Source organism: Streptomyces sp. CB02959, from assembly GCF_002803155.1.
Lineage (GTDB): Bacteria > Actinomycetota > Actinomycetes > Streptomycetales > Streptomycetaceae > Streptomyces.
Genome location: NZ_NNBP01000020.1, coordinates 165,317 through 179,236, shown reverse-complemented (window position 1 = coordinate 179,236; position 13,920 = coordinate 165,317). Strand labels below are relative to the sequence as shown.

At 72.2% G+C, this 13,920-nt stretch carries 14 protein-coding genes and 1 tRNA gene; 8 read left to right on the top strand and 7 right to left on the bottom strand.

Features of this window, described 5'->3' with window-relative positions:
• Positions 1 to 84: 84 nt before the first annotated feature.
• Together CG747_RS29400 and CG747_RS29395 are read right to left on the bottom strand one after the other, a co-directional pair.
• Positions 85 to 158: transfer RNA gene (locus tag CG747_RS29400), tRNA-Pro, on the bottom strand.
• A 276-nt stretch (positions 159 to 434) separates the two neighbouring features.
• The gene (locus CG747_RS29395; RefSeq protein ID WP_100604864.1) at positions 435 to 1,361 is read right to left on the bottom strand and encodes a metallophosphoesterase; all 927 of its coding nucleotides are present in this window, start codon (positions 1,359 to 1,361) and stop codon (positions 435 to 437) included.
• Between the two features lie 159 nt (positions 1,362 to 1,520).
• Here CG747_RS29395 and CG747_RS29390 point away from each other — a divergent pair, with 159 nt between their 5' ends.
• Positions 1,521 to 1,985, top strand: a complete 465-nt coding sequence (locus CG747_RS29390) for a GatB/YqeY domain-containing protein (RefSeq protein ID WP_100604863.1) — start codon at positions 1,521 to 1,523, stop codon at positions 1,983 to 1,985.
• Between the two features lie 109 nt (positions 1,986 to 2,094).
• Here the strand turns inward: CG747_RS29390 and CG747_RS29385 are convergent, their stop codons facing one another.
• Complete coding sequence (locus tag CG747_RS29385) at positions 2,095 to 4,287, bottom strand: transglycosylase domain-containing protein (protein ID WP_100604862.1); 2,193 nt, start codon at positions 4,285 to 4,287, stop codon at positions 2,095 to 2,097.
• A gap of 380 nt (positions 4,288 to 4,667) precedes the next feature.
• On the opposite strand from CG747_RS29385, the gene CG747_RS29375 reads away from it, so the two are divergent.
• Entirely contained in the window at positions 4,668 to 5,012 is a 345-nt protein-coding gene (locus tag CG747_RS29375; protein ID WP_020930847.1) for a WhiB family transcriptional regulator, read from the top strand.
• 54 nt (positions 5,013 to 5,066) lie between these two features.
• Here the strand turns inward: CG747_RS29375 and CG747_RS29370 are convergent, their stop codons facing one another.
• Both CG747_RS29370 and CG747_RS29365 read right to left on the bottom strand, forming a co-directional pair.
• Positions 5,067 to 6,449: an ArsA family ATPase gene (locus CG747_RS29370; protein WP_100604861.1), complete on the bottom strand. Its 1,383-nt coding sequence runs from the start codon at positions 6,447 to 6,449 to the stop codon at positions 5,067 to 5,069.
• Positions 6,446 to 7,423 carry an ArsA-related P-loop ATPase gene (locus tag CG747_RS29365; RefSeq protein WP_100604860.1) on the bottom strand — a complete coding sequence of 326 codons (978 nt, stop codon included), beginning with the start codon at positions 7,421 to 7,423 and terminating at the stop codon, positions 6,446 to 6,448. The genes CG747_RS29370 and CG747_RS29365 overlap by 4 nt, the downstream gene beginning before the upstream one ends.
• A 153-nt stretch (positions 7,424 to 7,576) precedes the next feature.
• Here CG747_RS29365 and CG747_RS29360 point away from each other — a divergent pair, with 153 nt between their 5' ends.
• The 4 genes from CG747_RS29360 to CG747_RS29345 all read left to right on the top strand — a co-directional run bounded on the left by CG747_RS29360 (position 7,577) and on the right by CG747_RS29345 (position 10,019).
• Entirely contained in the window at positions 7,577 to 7,735 is a 159-nt protein-coding gene (locus CG747_RS29360) for a DUF4177 domain-containing protein (protein WP_003967454.1), read from the top strand.
• Positions 7,732 to 8,196, top strand: a complete 465-nt coding sequence (locus CG747_RS29355; protein ID WP_100604859.1) for a RidA family protein — start codon at positions 7,732 to 7,734, stop codon at positions 8,194 to 8,196. Before CG747_RS29360 ends, CG747_RS29355 begins: the two co-directional genes overlap by 4 nt.
• Before the next feature lie 90 nt (positions 8,197 to 8,286).
• Positions 8,287 to 9,192, top strand: a complete 906-nt coding sequence (locus CG747_RS29350; RefSeq protein ID WP_100604858.1) for an NUDIX hydrolase — start codon at positions 8,287 to 8,289, stop codon at positions 9,190 to 9,192.
• Positions 9,189 to 10,019 (top strand): MBL fold metallo-hydrolase, encoded by an 831-nt coding sequence (locus CG747_RS29345; RefSeq protein WP_100604857.1) that lies wholly within the window; start codon positions 9,189 to 9,191, stop codon positions 10,017 to 10,019. Before CG747_RS29350 ends, CG747_RS29345 begins: the two co-directional genes overlap by 4 nt.
• Positions 10,020 to 10,071: 52 nt before the next feature.
• On the opposite strand, the gene CG747_RS29340 is transcribed toward CG747_RS29345, so the two are convergent.
• Both CG747_RS29340 and CG747_RS29335 read right to left on the bottom strand, forming a co-directional pair.
• Entirely contained in the window at positions 10,072 to 10,905 is an 834-nt protein-coding gene (locus tag CG747_RS29340; RefSeq protein ID WP_100604856.1) for a nucleotidyltransferase, read from the bottom strand.
• Positions 10,906 to 11,035: 130 nt separating this feature from the next.
• The gene (locus tag CG747_RS29335; protein WP_003981529.1) at positions 11,036 to 11,710 is read right to left on the bottom strand and encodes a Crp/Fnr family transcriptional regulator; all 675 of its coding nucleotides are present in this window, start codon (positions 11,708 to 11,710) and stop codon (positions 11,036 to 11,038) included.
• 382 nt (positions 11,711 to 12,092) lie between these two features.
• Here CG747_RS29335 and nth point away from each other — a divergent pair, with 382 nt between their 5' ends.
• Positions 12,093 to 13,115 carry an endonuclease III gene (gene nth, locus CG747_RS29330; RefSeq protein WP_100604933.1) on the top strand — a complete coding sequence of 341 codons (1,023 nt, stop codon included), beginning with the start codon at positions 12,093 to 12,095 and terminating at the stop codon, positions 13,113 to 13,115.
• A gap of 67 nt (positions 13,116 to 13,182) precedes the next feature.
• Positions 13,183 to 13,908, top strand: coding sequence for a CoA pyrophosphatase (locus tag CG747_RS29325; protein ID WP_100604855.1), 726 nt, complete (start codon positions 13,183 to 13,185; stop codon positions 13,906 to 13,908).
• Positions 13,909 to 13,920 lie beyond the last annotated feature (12 nt).

Below are 13,920 nucleotides of genomic sequence, written 5' to 3'. Positions count from 1 at the left end.
GGCGGCTGTGCCTCGTTTGTCCTGGAAACGAGTCAGGGCCTGATCCGATTTCTCGGCTCAGGCCCTGACTTCTTGTTCCTTCAGTCGGGGTGGCGGGATTTGAACCCACGACCTCTTCGTCCCGAACGAAGCGCGCTGCCAAGCTGCGCTACACCCCGAAGCAACGAGCTCTACTTTAGCGGACTGATCCCCGTAGGTGAAATCCGCTTTCGGTCGGCGACGGAAACGGCTCTGACCTGCGGTTTTGTCGGGGCGGGTCGGCGGGCCCGCGGGGCGCCGGCGGGGCGCGCCGGGCGGTCGGAGGGGGCAAAGTGACCGAGGTCACCCCGGATTCGGTCGTGAATCCGCTTCCGGGGGCCGGTGCCGGCCCGTCGCGGCCGTACGCGCGGGCGGCCCCGGCTCCCGAGATGGGGGGCCGGGGGCGGGGCGTCGCGTCAGTCGCGTGCCGTCAGCGTCAGGAGGGTGGCCTCCGGCGGGCAGGCGAAGCGGACGGGGGTGTAGCGGTTGGTGCCGCAGCCGGCCGAGACGTGGAGGTAGGAGGTGCGGCCGTCGGCGGTGTGGCTGGAGAGGCCCTTGGCGCGCTGGGTGTCGATGTCGCAGTTGGTGACGAGGGCGCCGTAGAAGGGGACGCAGAGCTGACCGCCGTGGGTGTGGCCGGCGAGGATCAGCGGATAGCCGTCGGCGGCGAAGGCGTCCAGGGACCGCAGGTACGGGGCGTGGACGACGGCCAGCGAGAGGTCGGCGTCGGCTTCCGGGCCGCCGGCGACCTCGGCGTAGCGGTCGCGCTTGATGTGCGGGTCGTCCAGGCCGGTCAGCGCGATCTCGGCGCCGTCCAGCTTGAGGTGGCCGCGGGTGTTGGAGAGGTTGACCCAGCCGGCGCCGTCGAAGGCGTCGCGGAGGTCCTCCCAGGGGTTGTGGACGACGCCGACGGCGGGGGCGTTGCCGTTCAGGCCGTGCCGGCCCTGGACCTTCTCGACCAGGTAGCGGGCGGGGTTCCGCAGCTTGGGGCCGTAGTAGTCGTTGGAGCCGAAGACGTAGGCGCCGGGGAACTCCATCAGCGGGCCCAGGGCGTCCAGGGTCTCCGGGACGCCCTCGGGGTCGGAGAGGTTGTCGCCGGTGTTGACGACGAAGTCGGGGCGGAGCCCGGCGAGCGACTGGAGCCAGCGCTGTTTCTTGCGCTGCCCGCTGACCATGTGGATGTCGGACACCTGGAGGACGCGCAACGGCCGCATGCCGTGGGGCAGTACGGGCACGGTGACGCGTCGCAGGCGGAAGGAGCGGACTTCGAAGCCGGCGGCGTAGGCCAGGCCGGCCGCGCCGACCGCGGCAAGGGACAGGGGAACTCCGTATCGCGCGCGCATGCGTCCATGGTCGCAGAGTGGGCGGAGGGCGAGGAGAGGTGATCTTGGTGGGACGGCCGGCGGGCGGGCCCCCGCGGCGCGGAGGCGGGCGGGCGCCGGCGGGGCGCGCGGTGGGAAAAGGCGCGGCGGTTGTCGGTGGGGGGAGGCATACTCAACGTCATGACCACGCTCAAGGCCAAGCTCAAGGACGACCTCACCACCGCGATCAAGGCGCGTGACGAGCTGCGTTCCTCCACCCTCCGTCTGACGCTGACCGCGCTCCAGAAGGAGGAGGTGGCGGGCACCCAGGCGCGCGAGCTGTCCGACGGCGAGGTCGAGAAGATCATCGCGCGGGAGGCCAAGAAGCGCCGCGAGGCCGCGGAGGCGTTCGACAAGGGCGGCCGGGCCGAGCAGGCCGACCGCGAGCGGGCCGAGGGCGAGGTGCTTGCCGAGTACCTGCCCAAGCCGCTGACCGACGACGAGCTGGAGTCGCTGGTCGCCGAGGCCGTGGCGGAGGCCACCGGGGCCGGGGCCGAGGGCCCGAAGGCCATGGGCGCCGTGATGAAGATCGTCAACCCGAAGGTGGCCGGCCGGGCCGACGGCGGCCGGGTCGCCGCGATGGTGAAGAAGCTGCTGGCCGGCTGAGGCCGTACGCGACGGCCCGCCCGCGGGCCGTCGCGGAGACGAAGAAGGGGCGCCCCCGTCAGGAGGCGCCCCTTCTTCGTGGCGGAGGGCGGTCAGCCGGACCGGTCGTTCACCAGCCGCCGTTCCCGCCGCCCAGGAAGTCGGGGAAGCCGGGGATGTGCCAGCCGCCGCCGGGCTTGTTGTCGCCGCCGCCGGGCTTCGGCTTCTGGTTGGGCTTCGGCTTGCCCTTGTCGCCGTCGTCGCTCTTGTTGCCGGGGTCGTCGATCGGGACGGTCGGCAGGGTCAGGGCCGGGCGGCCGTCCAGGGCGCCGGTCATCAGGTCGCGCCAGATCGGGCCGGGGGTGTCGGCGCCGTAGACCTTGTCGTGCGGGACGCCGCCGATGGTGATGTTGTACATCTGGCGCTGGTGGCGCGGGTCGCCGACCCAGACCGCGCCGGCCGCGTTCGGGGTGTAGCCGACGAACCAGGCGGCGTAGCGGCTGTCCGTGGTGCCGGTCTTGCCGGCGCTGTCGCGGCCCTTGAGGCCGGCCTCCTTGCCGGTGCCGTCCTCGACGACGCCCTTGAGGAGGGTGTTGACGGTGTCCGCGGTCTTCTTGGACATCGCGCTGTGGCAGTCGGCCTTCGGGACGTTCAGCGCCTTGCCCTGCGCGTCGGTGATCGACTCGATGGCGACGGGGGAGCAGTAGGTGCCCTCGTTGGCGAAGGTGGCGTACGCCGTGGCCATGGTCAGCGGGGACATCTCCTGGACGCCGAGAGCCATGGCGGGCACCTGCTTCAGGGGCTTGCCGTCGGCCCGTTGGAGCCCCATCTTCTGGGCCATCGTGATCGCGGGGCAGATGCCCATGTCGCTGATCAGCTGTACGTAGTAGGTGTTGACCGACTTCGCGGTCGCCTCCTTCATGGCGTACGGGCCGACTTCCTTGGGGTCCTCGTTCTGGAGCGTGCCGCTGCCGTTCCACTCGCCGGTGCAGGTCTGGACCGGCTTCGGGTACGCCATCTTGAACGGCGAGGAGTACTGCTGGTACGGGCTGATGCCCTGCTCCAGGGCGGCCGCCGCGACGATCGGCTTGAACGTCGAGCCGGGCTGGTAGCCGGCGCCGCCGCCCATCCTGTGGTCGACCGAGAGGTTGATCTGGGTCTGGTTGGTGCCGAAGCCGTACGGCCGGGACTGGCCCATGCCGAGGATCTTGCCGGTGCCCGGCTGGACGACCGCGGAGGCGCTGGCGACCGGGTCGTCCTCGAAGACGTGCTTGCTCAGCGACGCCTGGATCGACTTCTGGGTCTGCCGGTCCAGGGTGGTGCGGATGGTCAGACCGCCCTGCATCCAGCGCTTCGAACGGATCTCGCGGGTCGCGCCGAACGTCTTGTCGTTCAGCAGCACCTCGCGGACGTAGTCGCAGAAGAAGCCGGCGCCGTCGGTGGCGGTGATGCAGCCGTTCTGCGGGCGGCTGACCTTCAGCTTGATCGGCTGGGCGGCGGCCGCGTCGGCCTGGGCCCGGGTGATGTCCTTCAGGTCGGCCATCCGCCGCAGGACGGTGTTGCGCCGCTCCGTCGCCGCCTGCGGGTGGTTGACCGGGTCGTACCGCGTCGGGGACTGGACGATGCCGGCGAGCAGCGCCGACTCCCCCATGCTCAGGTCCTTGGCGGGCTTGCTGAAGTAGCGCTGGGCGGCGGACTCGACGCCGTACGCCTGCTCACCGAAGAAGGTGATGTTGAGGTAGTTCTGGAGGATCTTGCGCTTGCCGAGCTTCTCCTCCAGCTTGATCGCGTACTTCAGCTCCTTGACCTTGCGGCCGAGGGTCTGCTGGGTGGCCTGCGCGACCTTGTCCGGGTCGTCGCCGGCCTCCTCGATGAAGACGTTCTTCACGTACTGCTGGGTCAGCGTGGACGCGCCCTGGGAGACGCCGCCCGACTGGGCGTTCTTGTTGACCGCGCGCAGGATGCCCTTCAGGTCGATGGCGCCGTGCGAGTAGAAGCGGGCGTCCTCGATGGCGACGATCGCCTGCTGGACGTACGGCGACATGTTCTTCAGGTCGACGACGGTGCGGTCGCGGGAGTAGACCGACGCGATCTCGCCGCCGCCGGCGTCGAGGATGGTGGTCCGCTGGCTGAGCGGCGGGGTCTTGAGGTTGGCCGGGATGTCGTCGAAGCCCTCGACGGACGTCTTGGCCGCGAGGCCGAGTGCCCCGGCGGCCGGTAGCGCGATCCCGGCGAGGACGGCTCCGGCAAGGACACTGACACCGAGGAACTTGGCGGCCTGCTGGGTCTTGGACTGACCCCCGCCCTCGCGCTTCTTAGCCATGAGGGCAGCCTACGTTCTCATTCGCCGGACAGGGGCGCACCTGTTCGTTTAGCCTGTTCCCACCTGCCGCAGCGGAATGGTTTCGCCTCAGTACGTCAACCTCTGCTCCCGGCGCGGACGCTGTCCCAGATGTCCGTCGTGCGTCAGAAATCCCTTGCCATCACGGTGAAGTGTCCCGCTTGGGAGGGAAGTGACGTATGTCGCACGGTCACTCCGTTGGGTGATCTGCCGCGTACGCATAGTCCGTTCGGGCCATTCAAGATTGGGCCCGAAGGGGGTGTTGCGCCCTGCTTGCCTTCCGTAACGTCCTCAACTGGCAACGGTGAATATGCCGTTTGCCGCCGTGGGGGAGCCTCGATTCGGGAGAGGACGGCGCCGGCATGGGCTGGGTAACCGACTGGAGTGCACAGGCAGCGTGCCGCACTACCGATCCGGATGAACTTTTCGTGCAAGGGGCGGCGCAGAACCGCGCCAAGGCAGTGTGCACCGGATGTCCGGTGCGCACGGAATGCCTGGCCGACGCCCTGGACAACCGGGTGGAGTTCGGTGTGTGGGGCGGGATGACGGAACGCGAGCGGAGGGCGCTGCTGCGCCGCCGTCCGACGGTCACGTCATGGCGTCGCCTGTTGGAGACGGCGCGTACGGAATACGAGCGCAGCACGGGCTTGTTGCCGGTGGACTGCTCGGACGACGCGTTCGACGACGAGTACGCGGCGGTCGGGTAGGCCCCGTTCGCCGCCCGGCGGCCGGCCGTTGGCCAGTCGTCGGTCAGTCGTCGGTCAGGCTTCGGCCTCGCCGGGGCCCAGCGCCAGGCGATCGCCGATCGCGCGCAGGCCCGCGAGGTCGTGGACGTCACCGGGCAGCGCACCGACCTCCGTCACCGGCACCTCGGGGTGCAGTGCGGTGAAGCGGTCACGGGTGCGTCGTTCGCGTGCCAGGACCTGCATGCGTTCCGCGTGCAGCCGCAGCAGCCCGGCGGCGAGTTGCGCTGCCGAGGCCGAAGGGGATGCCGCCTGCTCCGCCGCGGCGGCGGGGGAGGGGCCGCCGGGGGTACGTGATCCAGTCTTCCCGCCGTCGAGATCGACAATGCCGTCCGGCTCAAGATTTTCCGCGGAGGGTGAACCGGCCTGGTGGGAGCGCGAGTTGGGATCGCCGTCCGGCCCCTGCGGCGCTGCCGCCTCGTCCGGTGCGTGGTCGGCGAGGTCCTCCGTCAGCGCCTCCGCGGCGGCCAGCGCCCGCTCGGCGCTGAGCTGGGCCGCGCCGCTGCCGTGCACGCGGTTGAGCACCAGCCCGGCCAGCGGCATCTGCTCGGCGGCCAGCCGCTCGACGAAGTACGCCGCCTCGCGCAGCGCGTCCCGCTCCGGCGCGGCGACCACCAGGAACGCCGTACCGGGCGCCTGGAGCAGGCGGTACGTGGCGTCCGCGCGGGTGCGGAAGCCGCCGAACATGGTGTCCATCGCGGCCACGAACGTCTGCACGTCGCGGAGGAGTTGGCCGCCCATGAGCTTGCTGAGGGTGCCGGTCATCATCGACATGCCGACGTTGAGGAACTTCATCCCGGCCCGCCCGCCGACCTTCGCCGGCGCCATCAGGACCCGGATGAACTTGCCGTCCAGGAAGGACCCCAGCCGCTTGGGGGCGTCCAGGAAGTCCAGCGCGGAGCGGCTCGGCGGGGTGTCCACGATGATCAGGTCCCACGCGTCGCCGGCGCGGAGCTGGCCGAGCTTCTCCATCGCCATGTACTCCTGCGTACCGGCGAAACCGGCCGACAGGGACTGGTAGAAGGGGTTCTCCAGGATGGCGCGGGCCCGCTCGGCGTCCGCATGGCCCTCGACGATCTCGTCGAAGGTGCGCTTCATGTCCAGCATCATCGCGTGGAGTTCGCCGCCGGCGGTCTCGTCGACGCCCTTGACCCGGCGGGGGACGTTGTCGAGCTCGGAGATGCCCATCGACTGCGCCAGGCGGCGGGCCGGGTCGATCGTCAGCACCACGACCTTGCGACCGCGCTCGGCGGCGCGCACCCCCAGCGCCGCGGCGGTGGTGGTCTTGCCGACGCCGCCCGAGCCGCAGCACACCACGATGCGGGTGCGCGGGTCGTCGATCAGGGCGTCGACCTCCAGCCACGGGGCCGAGGCGTCCAGCGTCGTGTCGTCGGAGGTCATATGGGCCCCTGTTTCCGCAGGTCTCTGGCCAGGCCGTAGAGCCCGGCGAGGTCCACTCCCTCGGGGAGCAGCCCCAGCTCGTAGGTGGGCAGGCCGAGGTCGGTGAGTGCGGCGTGCTGGGCGCGCTCCAGCTCGACCCGCTCGGCGTGCTCGCGCGCCTGCTCCAGCAGCGGGTCGATCAGGCGCTCGGCGAGGCCGCCGCGGCGGGCGCCGCCCAGACCGGCCTGGGAGAGCGCCTTGGCGATGCCGGCCCGGGCGCCGCGGGCGGCCACCTCCAGGTCCCCGTTGTCCAGCAGCGCGGGGCGGGTCAGGTTGATGACGACGCCGCCGACCGGGATGCCGGCGGCGCGCAGCTCGGCGATGCCGTCGGCGGTCTCCTGGACGGGCATCTCCTCCAGGAGGGTCACCAGGTGCACGGCCGTCTCGGGGGACTTCAGCACGCGCATCACGGCCTGGGCCTGATTGTGGATCGGGCCGATCTTGGCCAGGCCGGCGACCTCGTCGTTGACGTTGAGGAAGCGGGTGACGCGGCCGGTGGGCGGGGCGTCCATCACCACCGCGTCGTAGACGAACGCGCCGCTCTTGTCCTTGCGGCGGACGGCCTCGCACGCCTTGCCGGTCAGCAGGACGTCCCGCAGGCCGGGGGCGATGGTGGTGGCGAAGTCGATCGCGCCGAGCTTCTTCAGGGCCCGGCCGGCGCTGCCGAGTTTGTAGAACATCTGGAGGTAGTCCAGGAGGGCGCGCTCGGCGTCGATGGCCAGGGCGTGCACCTCGCCGCCCCCGGGGGCCACCGCGATCTTGCGCTCCTCGTAGGGAAGCGCCTCGGTCTCGAACAGCTGGGCAATGCCCTGCCGGCCCTCGACCTCGACCAGGAGGGTGCGGCGCCCCTCGGTGGCCAGGGCGAGGGCGAGGGCAGCGGCGACCGTGGTCTTTCCGGTGCCGCCCTTGCCGCTGACGACATGGAGCCTGCTCACGCCATGGAGCCTAACCAGTCCGCGTCCCGCGTACGCACGGGATACGCCTGGGAGTACCCGGAGATCCGCCCGCACGCGGTCAGGGACGGCGTCAGGGAGGTGCCCTGGGGGTCGCGGGACCGGAGCCCCCGGGACAGGCATTACGCTCGGCCCATGACCAAGTGGGAATACGCGACCGTGCCGCTGCTCGTGCACGCGACGAAGCAGATTCTGGACACCTGGGGCGAGGACGGCTGGGAGCTTGTCCAGGTCGTGCCGGGCCCGAACAACCCCGAGCAGTTGGTGGCCTACCTGAAGCGGGAGAAGGCATGAGTGCCGTAGAGGGCCGGATCGCCGAGCTCGGCCTGAAGCTGCCCGAGGTCGTGCCGCCGCTGGCCTCCTACCAGCCCGCGGTCCGTTCCGGCGCGTACGTCTACACCTCCGGCCAGCTGCCCATGGTGGACGGCGCGCTGCCGGCCACCGGCAAGGTCGGTGCCGAGGTCGGCCCGGAGCAGGCCAAGGAGCTCGCCGCGACCTGCGCGCTCAACGCGCTGGCCGCCGTGAAGTCCGTCGTCGGCGACCTCGACAAGATCGTCCGGGTCGTGAAGGTCGTCGGTTTCGTGGCCTCCGCGCCGGACTTCACCGGTCAGCCGGGCGTCGTCAACGGCGCCAGCGAGCTGCTCGGCGAGATCCTGGGCGAGAAGGGCGTGCACGCCCGCTCCGCGGTCGGCGTGGCGGTGCTGCCGATCGACGCCCCGGTCGAGGTCGAGATCCAGGTCGAGATCGCCGACTGACGGATCACGAGCGGTGCGCTCGCGTCCGGATCGGGCCCTCTGCCCGGAGGACCCCTCGAACATCCGCACGCGAGCACATAGCATCCGGCCATGGCGTCGACGACGAATGGCCAGTGGTATCCGCCGGAATGGCCGGCCCGCATCCGGGCCCTGACGAACGGCGAACTGACGCCGGCCGCGCCCCGGCGGGCCGCGACGGTCCTGCTGCTGCGGGACACCGACCACGGCGGTCCCGCCGTCCACATGCTGCGCAGACGCGCCTCCATGGCCTTCGCCGGAGGCGCGTACGCCTATCCGGGCGGTTCCGTCGATCCCCGGGACGAGCGTCCCGTGGGGTGGGCCGGCCCCTCGCGCGCCGAATGGGCGGTGCGGCTGGGCGTCGACCCGTCCGCCGCGCAGGCCATCATCTGCGCCGCGGTGCGCGAGACGTTCGAGGAGGCCGGGGTGCTGCTCGCCGGCGACTCCGCCACCACGGTCGTCGCGGACACCACCGGCGAGGACTGGGCGGCGGACCGGGCCGCACTGGTCGGCCACGAGCTGTCCTTCGCCGACTTCCTGGCCCGCCGCGGCCTGGTGCTCCGCTCCGACCTGCTGGCCGCCTGGGCGCGCTGGATCACCCCGGAGTTCGAACCGCGCCGCTACGACACGTTCTTCTTCGTCGCCGCGCTCCCCAAGGGCCAGCGTGCCCTCAACGTCTCCACGGAGGCGGACCGCACGGTGTGGATCCGCCCGGAGGAGGCCGCGGCCGGCTACGACCGCGGTGAGCTGCTGATGATGCCGCCGACCATCTCCACGCTGCGTTCCCTCCAGCCGTACGCCGCCGTCACCGACGCGCTGTCCGGGGCCGCGGCGCAGGACCTGACGCCGGTGCTGGCCCACGCCCATCTCGTGGACGGCGAGATCGTGTTGAGCTGGCCGGGCCACGACGAGTTCACCAAGCACATCGCGCCGGCGGACGAGGGCCCCGCCGGCCCTCCGGGAGGTTCCTCCGCATGACCGAAGCAGCCGCCCTCCCCGGCCAGCCCCGCGGCGGCGTCCTGTCGGGGCAGGCCACGGCGCGCGCCCACTGCGTGCTGGCCCCGAACCCGTCCCCGATGACGCTGGACGGCACCAACACCTGGATCGTCGCCGAACCGGACTCCGGCCTGGCCGTGGTCATCGACCCCGGACCGCTCGACGAGGGCCACCTCAGGGCCGTCGTCGACACCGCGGAGCGGGCCGGGCACCGGGTCGCGATGACCCTGCTCACCCACGGGCACCCCGACCACGCCGACGGCGCGGCCCGGTTCGCCGAGCTGACCGGCACCCCCGTGAGGGCGCTGGACCCGGCGCTGCGCCTGGGGGACGAGGGGCTCGGCGCGGGCGACGTCATCACCACCGGGGGCCTGGAGCTGCGGGTGGTGCCCACCCCGGGGCACACCGCGGACTCGCTCTGCTTCCATCTGCCCGCCGACGGCGCGGTCCTGACGGGCGACACGATCCTGGGGCGCGGCACCACCATGGTCGCGCACCCCGACGGGCGGCTGGGCGACTACCTCGACTCGCTGCGCCGGCTGCGCTCCCTCACCGTGGACGACGGGGTCGCCACGGTCCTCCCGGGCCACGGGCCGGTGCTGAACGACGCCCAGGGGGCGGTGGAGTTCTATCTGGCGCACCGGGCCCATCGGCTGGCCCAGGTGGAGACCGCCGTGGAGGCCGGCCACCGGACCCCCGCCGCGGTCGTGGCGAGCGTCTACGCGGACGTCGACCGCTCCCTGTGGCCGGCCGCCGAACTGTCGGTGCGGGCGCAGTTGGAGTACCTGGGCGAGCACGGGCTGATCTAGGGCCGGATCGGGCGGGCCCGCCCCTGGGGCGCCCGGGGGCGCCGCGAGGGCGTCAGGGCCCCTGTGGCGGCAGGGCCTTCGCCCCGTGGACGGCCAGGTAGGTGTCGGCCAGCCAGGGCGCGAGCCCGTTCAGCAGGTCGTCGAGCAGTTCGGGGTACGCGGCGGGATGCCGGGCGGCGCGCGCCGCGGCGCGCATCTGGTCGGCGTGCGCCGGGTAGTAGTGCGCGAACACCTCGGCGGACTCGGCGAGATCGCTGGTCCAGCCGCCCCAGCGCGGCATGACCAGGGTGAATCCGGTGCGGACGAGGTTCCGCGTGATCCCCCGGGTCAGCCGGTCGCGCTCCTCCCGGGTGGCGGCCGCGGCGGCCCGCTCGCGCATGCCGGGCAGCCGGCGGTGCAGGTCCCCGTTGGTCTCCCGGGCGAGGAGCGAGGTGGGCCGGTAACGGGGCAGCGCCGCCGTCACGTCCGGCCCGCCGAGCGGCGTGCACAGACAGGCCACGAACCAGGCCATGTCGTACCGCTCCTGATCGCCGAGCAGCCGGTCCTCGGCGATCAGCAGGAACCCGGCGCCGTCGATCTGCGGGAAGGCCGCGTCCAGCTCCGCCTCGACGGCCCGGGCGGCGGCCCGGTCGGCGTCGCCGGGGCCGGTGCGCAGCACGAGCAGCGCGTCGAGGTCGGACACCCCGGGGACGGCGGTACCGCGCGGGATGCTGCCGTAGAGGTAGCTGCTCACCAGCCGGTCGGGTGCGAAGCGGGTGGCCAGCCGGGCGGTCAGCTCCGCCACGACGGGCGCGAACGGTGCGGGCACCCGCTCCAGGGAGCCCTCCCGCACGAAGAAGCCGTCCTGGTCGAGGCCCTTGCCCCGGGAATCCCCACTGGTGGTCATGGCGCCCACTATGGGGCGGCGGAACGGCGGGCCGCGAGCGGATTACCCGGCGGCCGCCCGCCGCGGCCCGGACACGGCAAGGGCCCCGCCGGAGCGGGGCCCTTGGGGTGGTCGCCGTGGACGCGGGGCGTCAGCGCGAGCGCTTGGCCAGCCGCTCGACGTCCAGCAGGATCACGGCGCGCGCCTCCAGGCGCAGCCAGCCGCGGCCCGCGAAGTCCGCGAGCGCCTTGTTGACGGTCTCCCGGGAGGCGCCGACCAGCTGGGCCAGCTCCTCCTGCGTGAGGTCGTGCACGACGTGGATGCCTTCCTCGGACTGCACGCCGAAACGGCGCGACAGGTCCAGGAGGGCACGCGCCACACGGCCCGGCACGTCCGAGAAGACCAGGTCGGACATCTGGTCGTTGGTCTTGCGCAGCCGGCGGGCGACCGCGCGCAGCAGGGCGGTGGCCACCTCCGGGCGGGCGTTCAGCCAGGGCTGGAGGTCGCCGTGGCCCAGGCCGAGCAGCTTGACCTCGGTGAGCGCGGTGGCGGTGGCCGTGCGCGGTCCCGGGTCGAACAGGGACAGCTCCCCGATGAGCTCGCCGGGTCCGAGGACGGCCAGCATGTTCTCGCGGCCGTCGGGTGAGGTGCGGTGGAGCTTCACCTTGCCCTCGGTGACCACGTACAGGCGGTCGCCCGGGTCCCCTTCGTGGAACAGGGCGTCGCCGCGAGCGAGCGTGACCTCTCCCATCGAGGCGCGAAGCTCGGCCGCCTGCTCGTCGTCGAGCGCCGCGAAGAGCGGGGCGCGCCGCAGAACGTCGTCCACGAGTTCTCTCCTTGTCGACATGCTCCGGAGGACTGTGGTCCCCATCATGCCGGAATGCAAAACAGTGCGATCAATCACAAGTTTGCCGGACCCTCGCTCCGAGCCATACGGCAGGGGGCCGATTGGGGTCACGAATCCTGGTGACCGAGTCGGATGTCAGTGGGTGGCCTTAGTCTGGCCGAGTGTCCAATACGCCGGTGAGAGCAGAGGACTGGGGGCCGACAGAGTGAGCGCAGGGCGCGATTCCGCTGTGGGCGAACAGCTGCCCGCAGGCGCCTCGATTACCGACAAAAGTATCAAATCGCCTTCCGGGGTGACGGCCGCGCGGAAGCCGACGGCGCCCGCGACCGGCGCGTCGCGTTCCGAGGCGGAGGAGGCGGCCGTGAACGAGACCCCCGCGAAGCCGGCGGCGAAGAAGACCGCGGTGAAGAAGACCGCGGTGAAGAAGCCCGCGACGACGAAGCCCGCGACGACGAAGACCGCGACGACGAAGACCGCGGCGAAGAAGACGGTCGCCAAGAAGGCCGCGACGAAGACGACCACCGCCGCGAAGACCACCACCGCGAAGAAGACGGCCGTGGCCGAGAAGGCGGCCGCCAAGAGCGCGGCCCCCGCCAAGGAGGCGGCCCCCGCCCGCAAGCCCGAGTCCCGGGTCGCCATGGTGCGCCGGGCCCGCCGGATCAACCGCGAGCTGGCCGAGCTGTATCCGTACGCCCACCCGGAGCTGGACTTCACCAACCCCTTCGAGCTGCTGGTCGCGACGGTCCTGTCCGCCCAGACCACCGACCTGCGGGTCAACCAGACCACCCCCCGGCTCTTCGCGGCCTGCCCCACGCCCGAGGACATGGCCGCGATCCCGCCGGAGCAGCTGGAGGAGCTGATCCGCCCCACCGGCTTCTTCCGGGCCAAGGCGAAGTCCCTGATCGGGCTCTCCACCGCGCTGCGCGACCGTTTCGGCGGCGAGGTGCCCGGCCGCCTGGAGGACCTCGTCACGCTCCCCGGTGTCGGCCGCAAGACCGCCAACGTGGTGCTCGGCAACGCCTTCGGCGTCCCCGGCATCACCGTGGACACGCACTTCGGCCGGCTGGCCCGCCGCTTCGGCTGGACGACCGCGCAGGACGCCGAGAAGGTCGAGGCCGACGTCGCCGAGATCTTCCCCAAGAGCGAGTGGACGATGCTCTCGCACCGGGTGGTCTTCCACGGCCGCCGGGTCTGCCACTCCCGCAAGCCCGCCTGCGGGGCCTGCCCCATCGCCCCGCTGTGCCCCTCGTACGGCGAGGGCGAGACCGACCCGGAGAAGGCGAAGAAGCTGCTCAAGTACGAGCTCGGCGGTCAGCCCGGGCAGCGCCTGAAGCCGCCCACCGACTACCCGGGGCAGCCCGCGCGCCCGCTGGCGGCCTCATAGGGCGGCGGCAGCGAGCACGACCCCACAGGGGGACCGACCCATCGACGTAAGCCTCAAGGGGGCGCGGATGACGAGTGCACGGGAGCAGTACGACGAGACGACGGTTCCCCGCCGGACGGCGGCCGAGCGGGAGGTCGCGGTCACGTCCGAGGGCCTGCCCGGGTGGCTGGCTCCGGTGGCCCGTGCGGCCGCGACGATAGAGCCGCGCCAGCTCAGCAGCTTCCTGCCGCCGAAGGACGGCGGCCGGCAGTCCGCCGTCCTGATCCTCTTCGGGCACGGCGCCCGCGGGCCCGAACTGCTCCTGATGGAGCGCGCCGGCACCCTGCGCTCGCACGCCGGGCAGCCCTCGTTCCCCGGTGGGTCCCTCGATCCGCAGGACGGCGACCCGGACGGGCCGGGTCCGGTCCGCGCGGCGCTGCGGGAGGCCGAGGAGGAGACCGGGCTCGACCCGTCCGGGGTCCAGGTCTTCGGGGTGCTGCCGCGGCTCTACATCCCCGTCAGCGGTTTCGTCGTGACGCCCGTGCTGGGGTGGTGGCGGGTGCCGAGTCCGGTGGGCGTGGTGGACCGGGGGGAGACCGCGCGGGTCTTCACGGTTCCCGTGGCGGATCTCACGGACCCGGCACACCGGGTCACCACCCGTCACCCCAGCGGCCACGTCGGCCCCGCCTTCCTCGTCGAGGATGCGCTGGTCTGGGGTTTCACCGCCGGGGTGATCGACCGGATCCTGCACTACGCGGGCTGGGAAGTCGCATGGGACCGCGGCAAGCAGGTCCCGCTCGACTGGCGCTCGTGAGACGGTGTCCGG

Excerpts from the sequence above, each read along its gene's own strand:
- CG747_RS29395 (WP_100604864.1), bottom strand. The coding sequence starts at position 1,361 with ATGCGCGCGCGATACGGAGTTCCCCTGTCCCTTGCCGCGGTCGGCGCG.
- CG747_RS29390 (WP_100604863.1), top strand. The coding sequence starts at position 1,521 with ATGACCACGCTCAAGGCCAAGCTCAAGGACGACCTCACCACCGCGATC.
- CG747_RS29385 (WP_100604862.1), bottom strand. The coding sequence starts at position 4,287 with ATGGCTAAGAAGCGCGAGGGCGGGGGTCAGTCCAAGACCCAGCAGGCC.
- CG747_RS29375 (WP_020930847.1), top strand. The coding sequence starts at position 4,668 with ATGGGCTGGGTAACCGACTGGAGTGCACAGGCAGCGTGCCGCACTACC.
- CG747_RS29370 (WP_100604861.1), bottom strand. The coding sequence starts at position 6,449 with ATGACCTCCGACGACACGACGCTGGACGCCTCGGCCCCGTGGCTGGAG.
- CG747_RS29360 (WP_003967454.1), top strand. The coding sequence starts at position 7,577 with ATGACCAAGTGGGAATACGCGACCGTGCCGCTGCTCGTGCACGCGACG.
- CG747_RS29355 (WP_100604859.1), top strand. The coding sequence starts at position 7,732 with ATGAGTGCCGTAGAGGGCCGGATCGCCGAGCTCGGCCTGAAGCTGCCC.
- CG747_RS29350 (WP_100604858.1), top strand. The coding sequence starts at position 8,287 with ATGGCGTCGACGACGAATGGCCAGTGGTATCCGCCGGAATGGCCGGCC.
- CG747_RS29345 (WP_100604857.1), top strand. The coding sequence starts at position 9,189 with ATGACCGAAGCAGCCGCCCTCCCCGGCCAGCCCCGCGGCGGCGTCCTG.
- CG747_RS29340 (WP_100604856.1), bottom strand. The coding sequence starts at position 10,905 with ATGACCACCAGTGGGGATTCCCGGGGCAAGGGCCTCGACCAGGACGGC.
- CG747_RS29325 (WP_100604855.1), top strand. The coding sequence starts at position 13,183 with ATGACGAGTGCACGGGAGCAGTACGACGAGACGACGGTTCCCCGCCGG.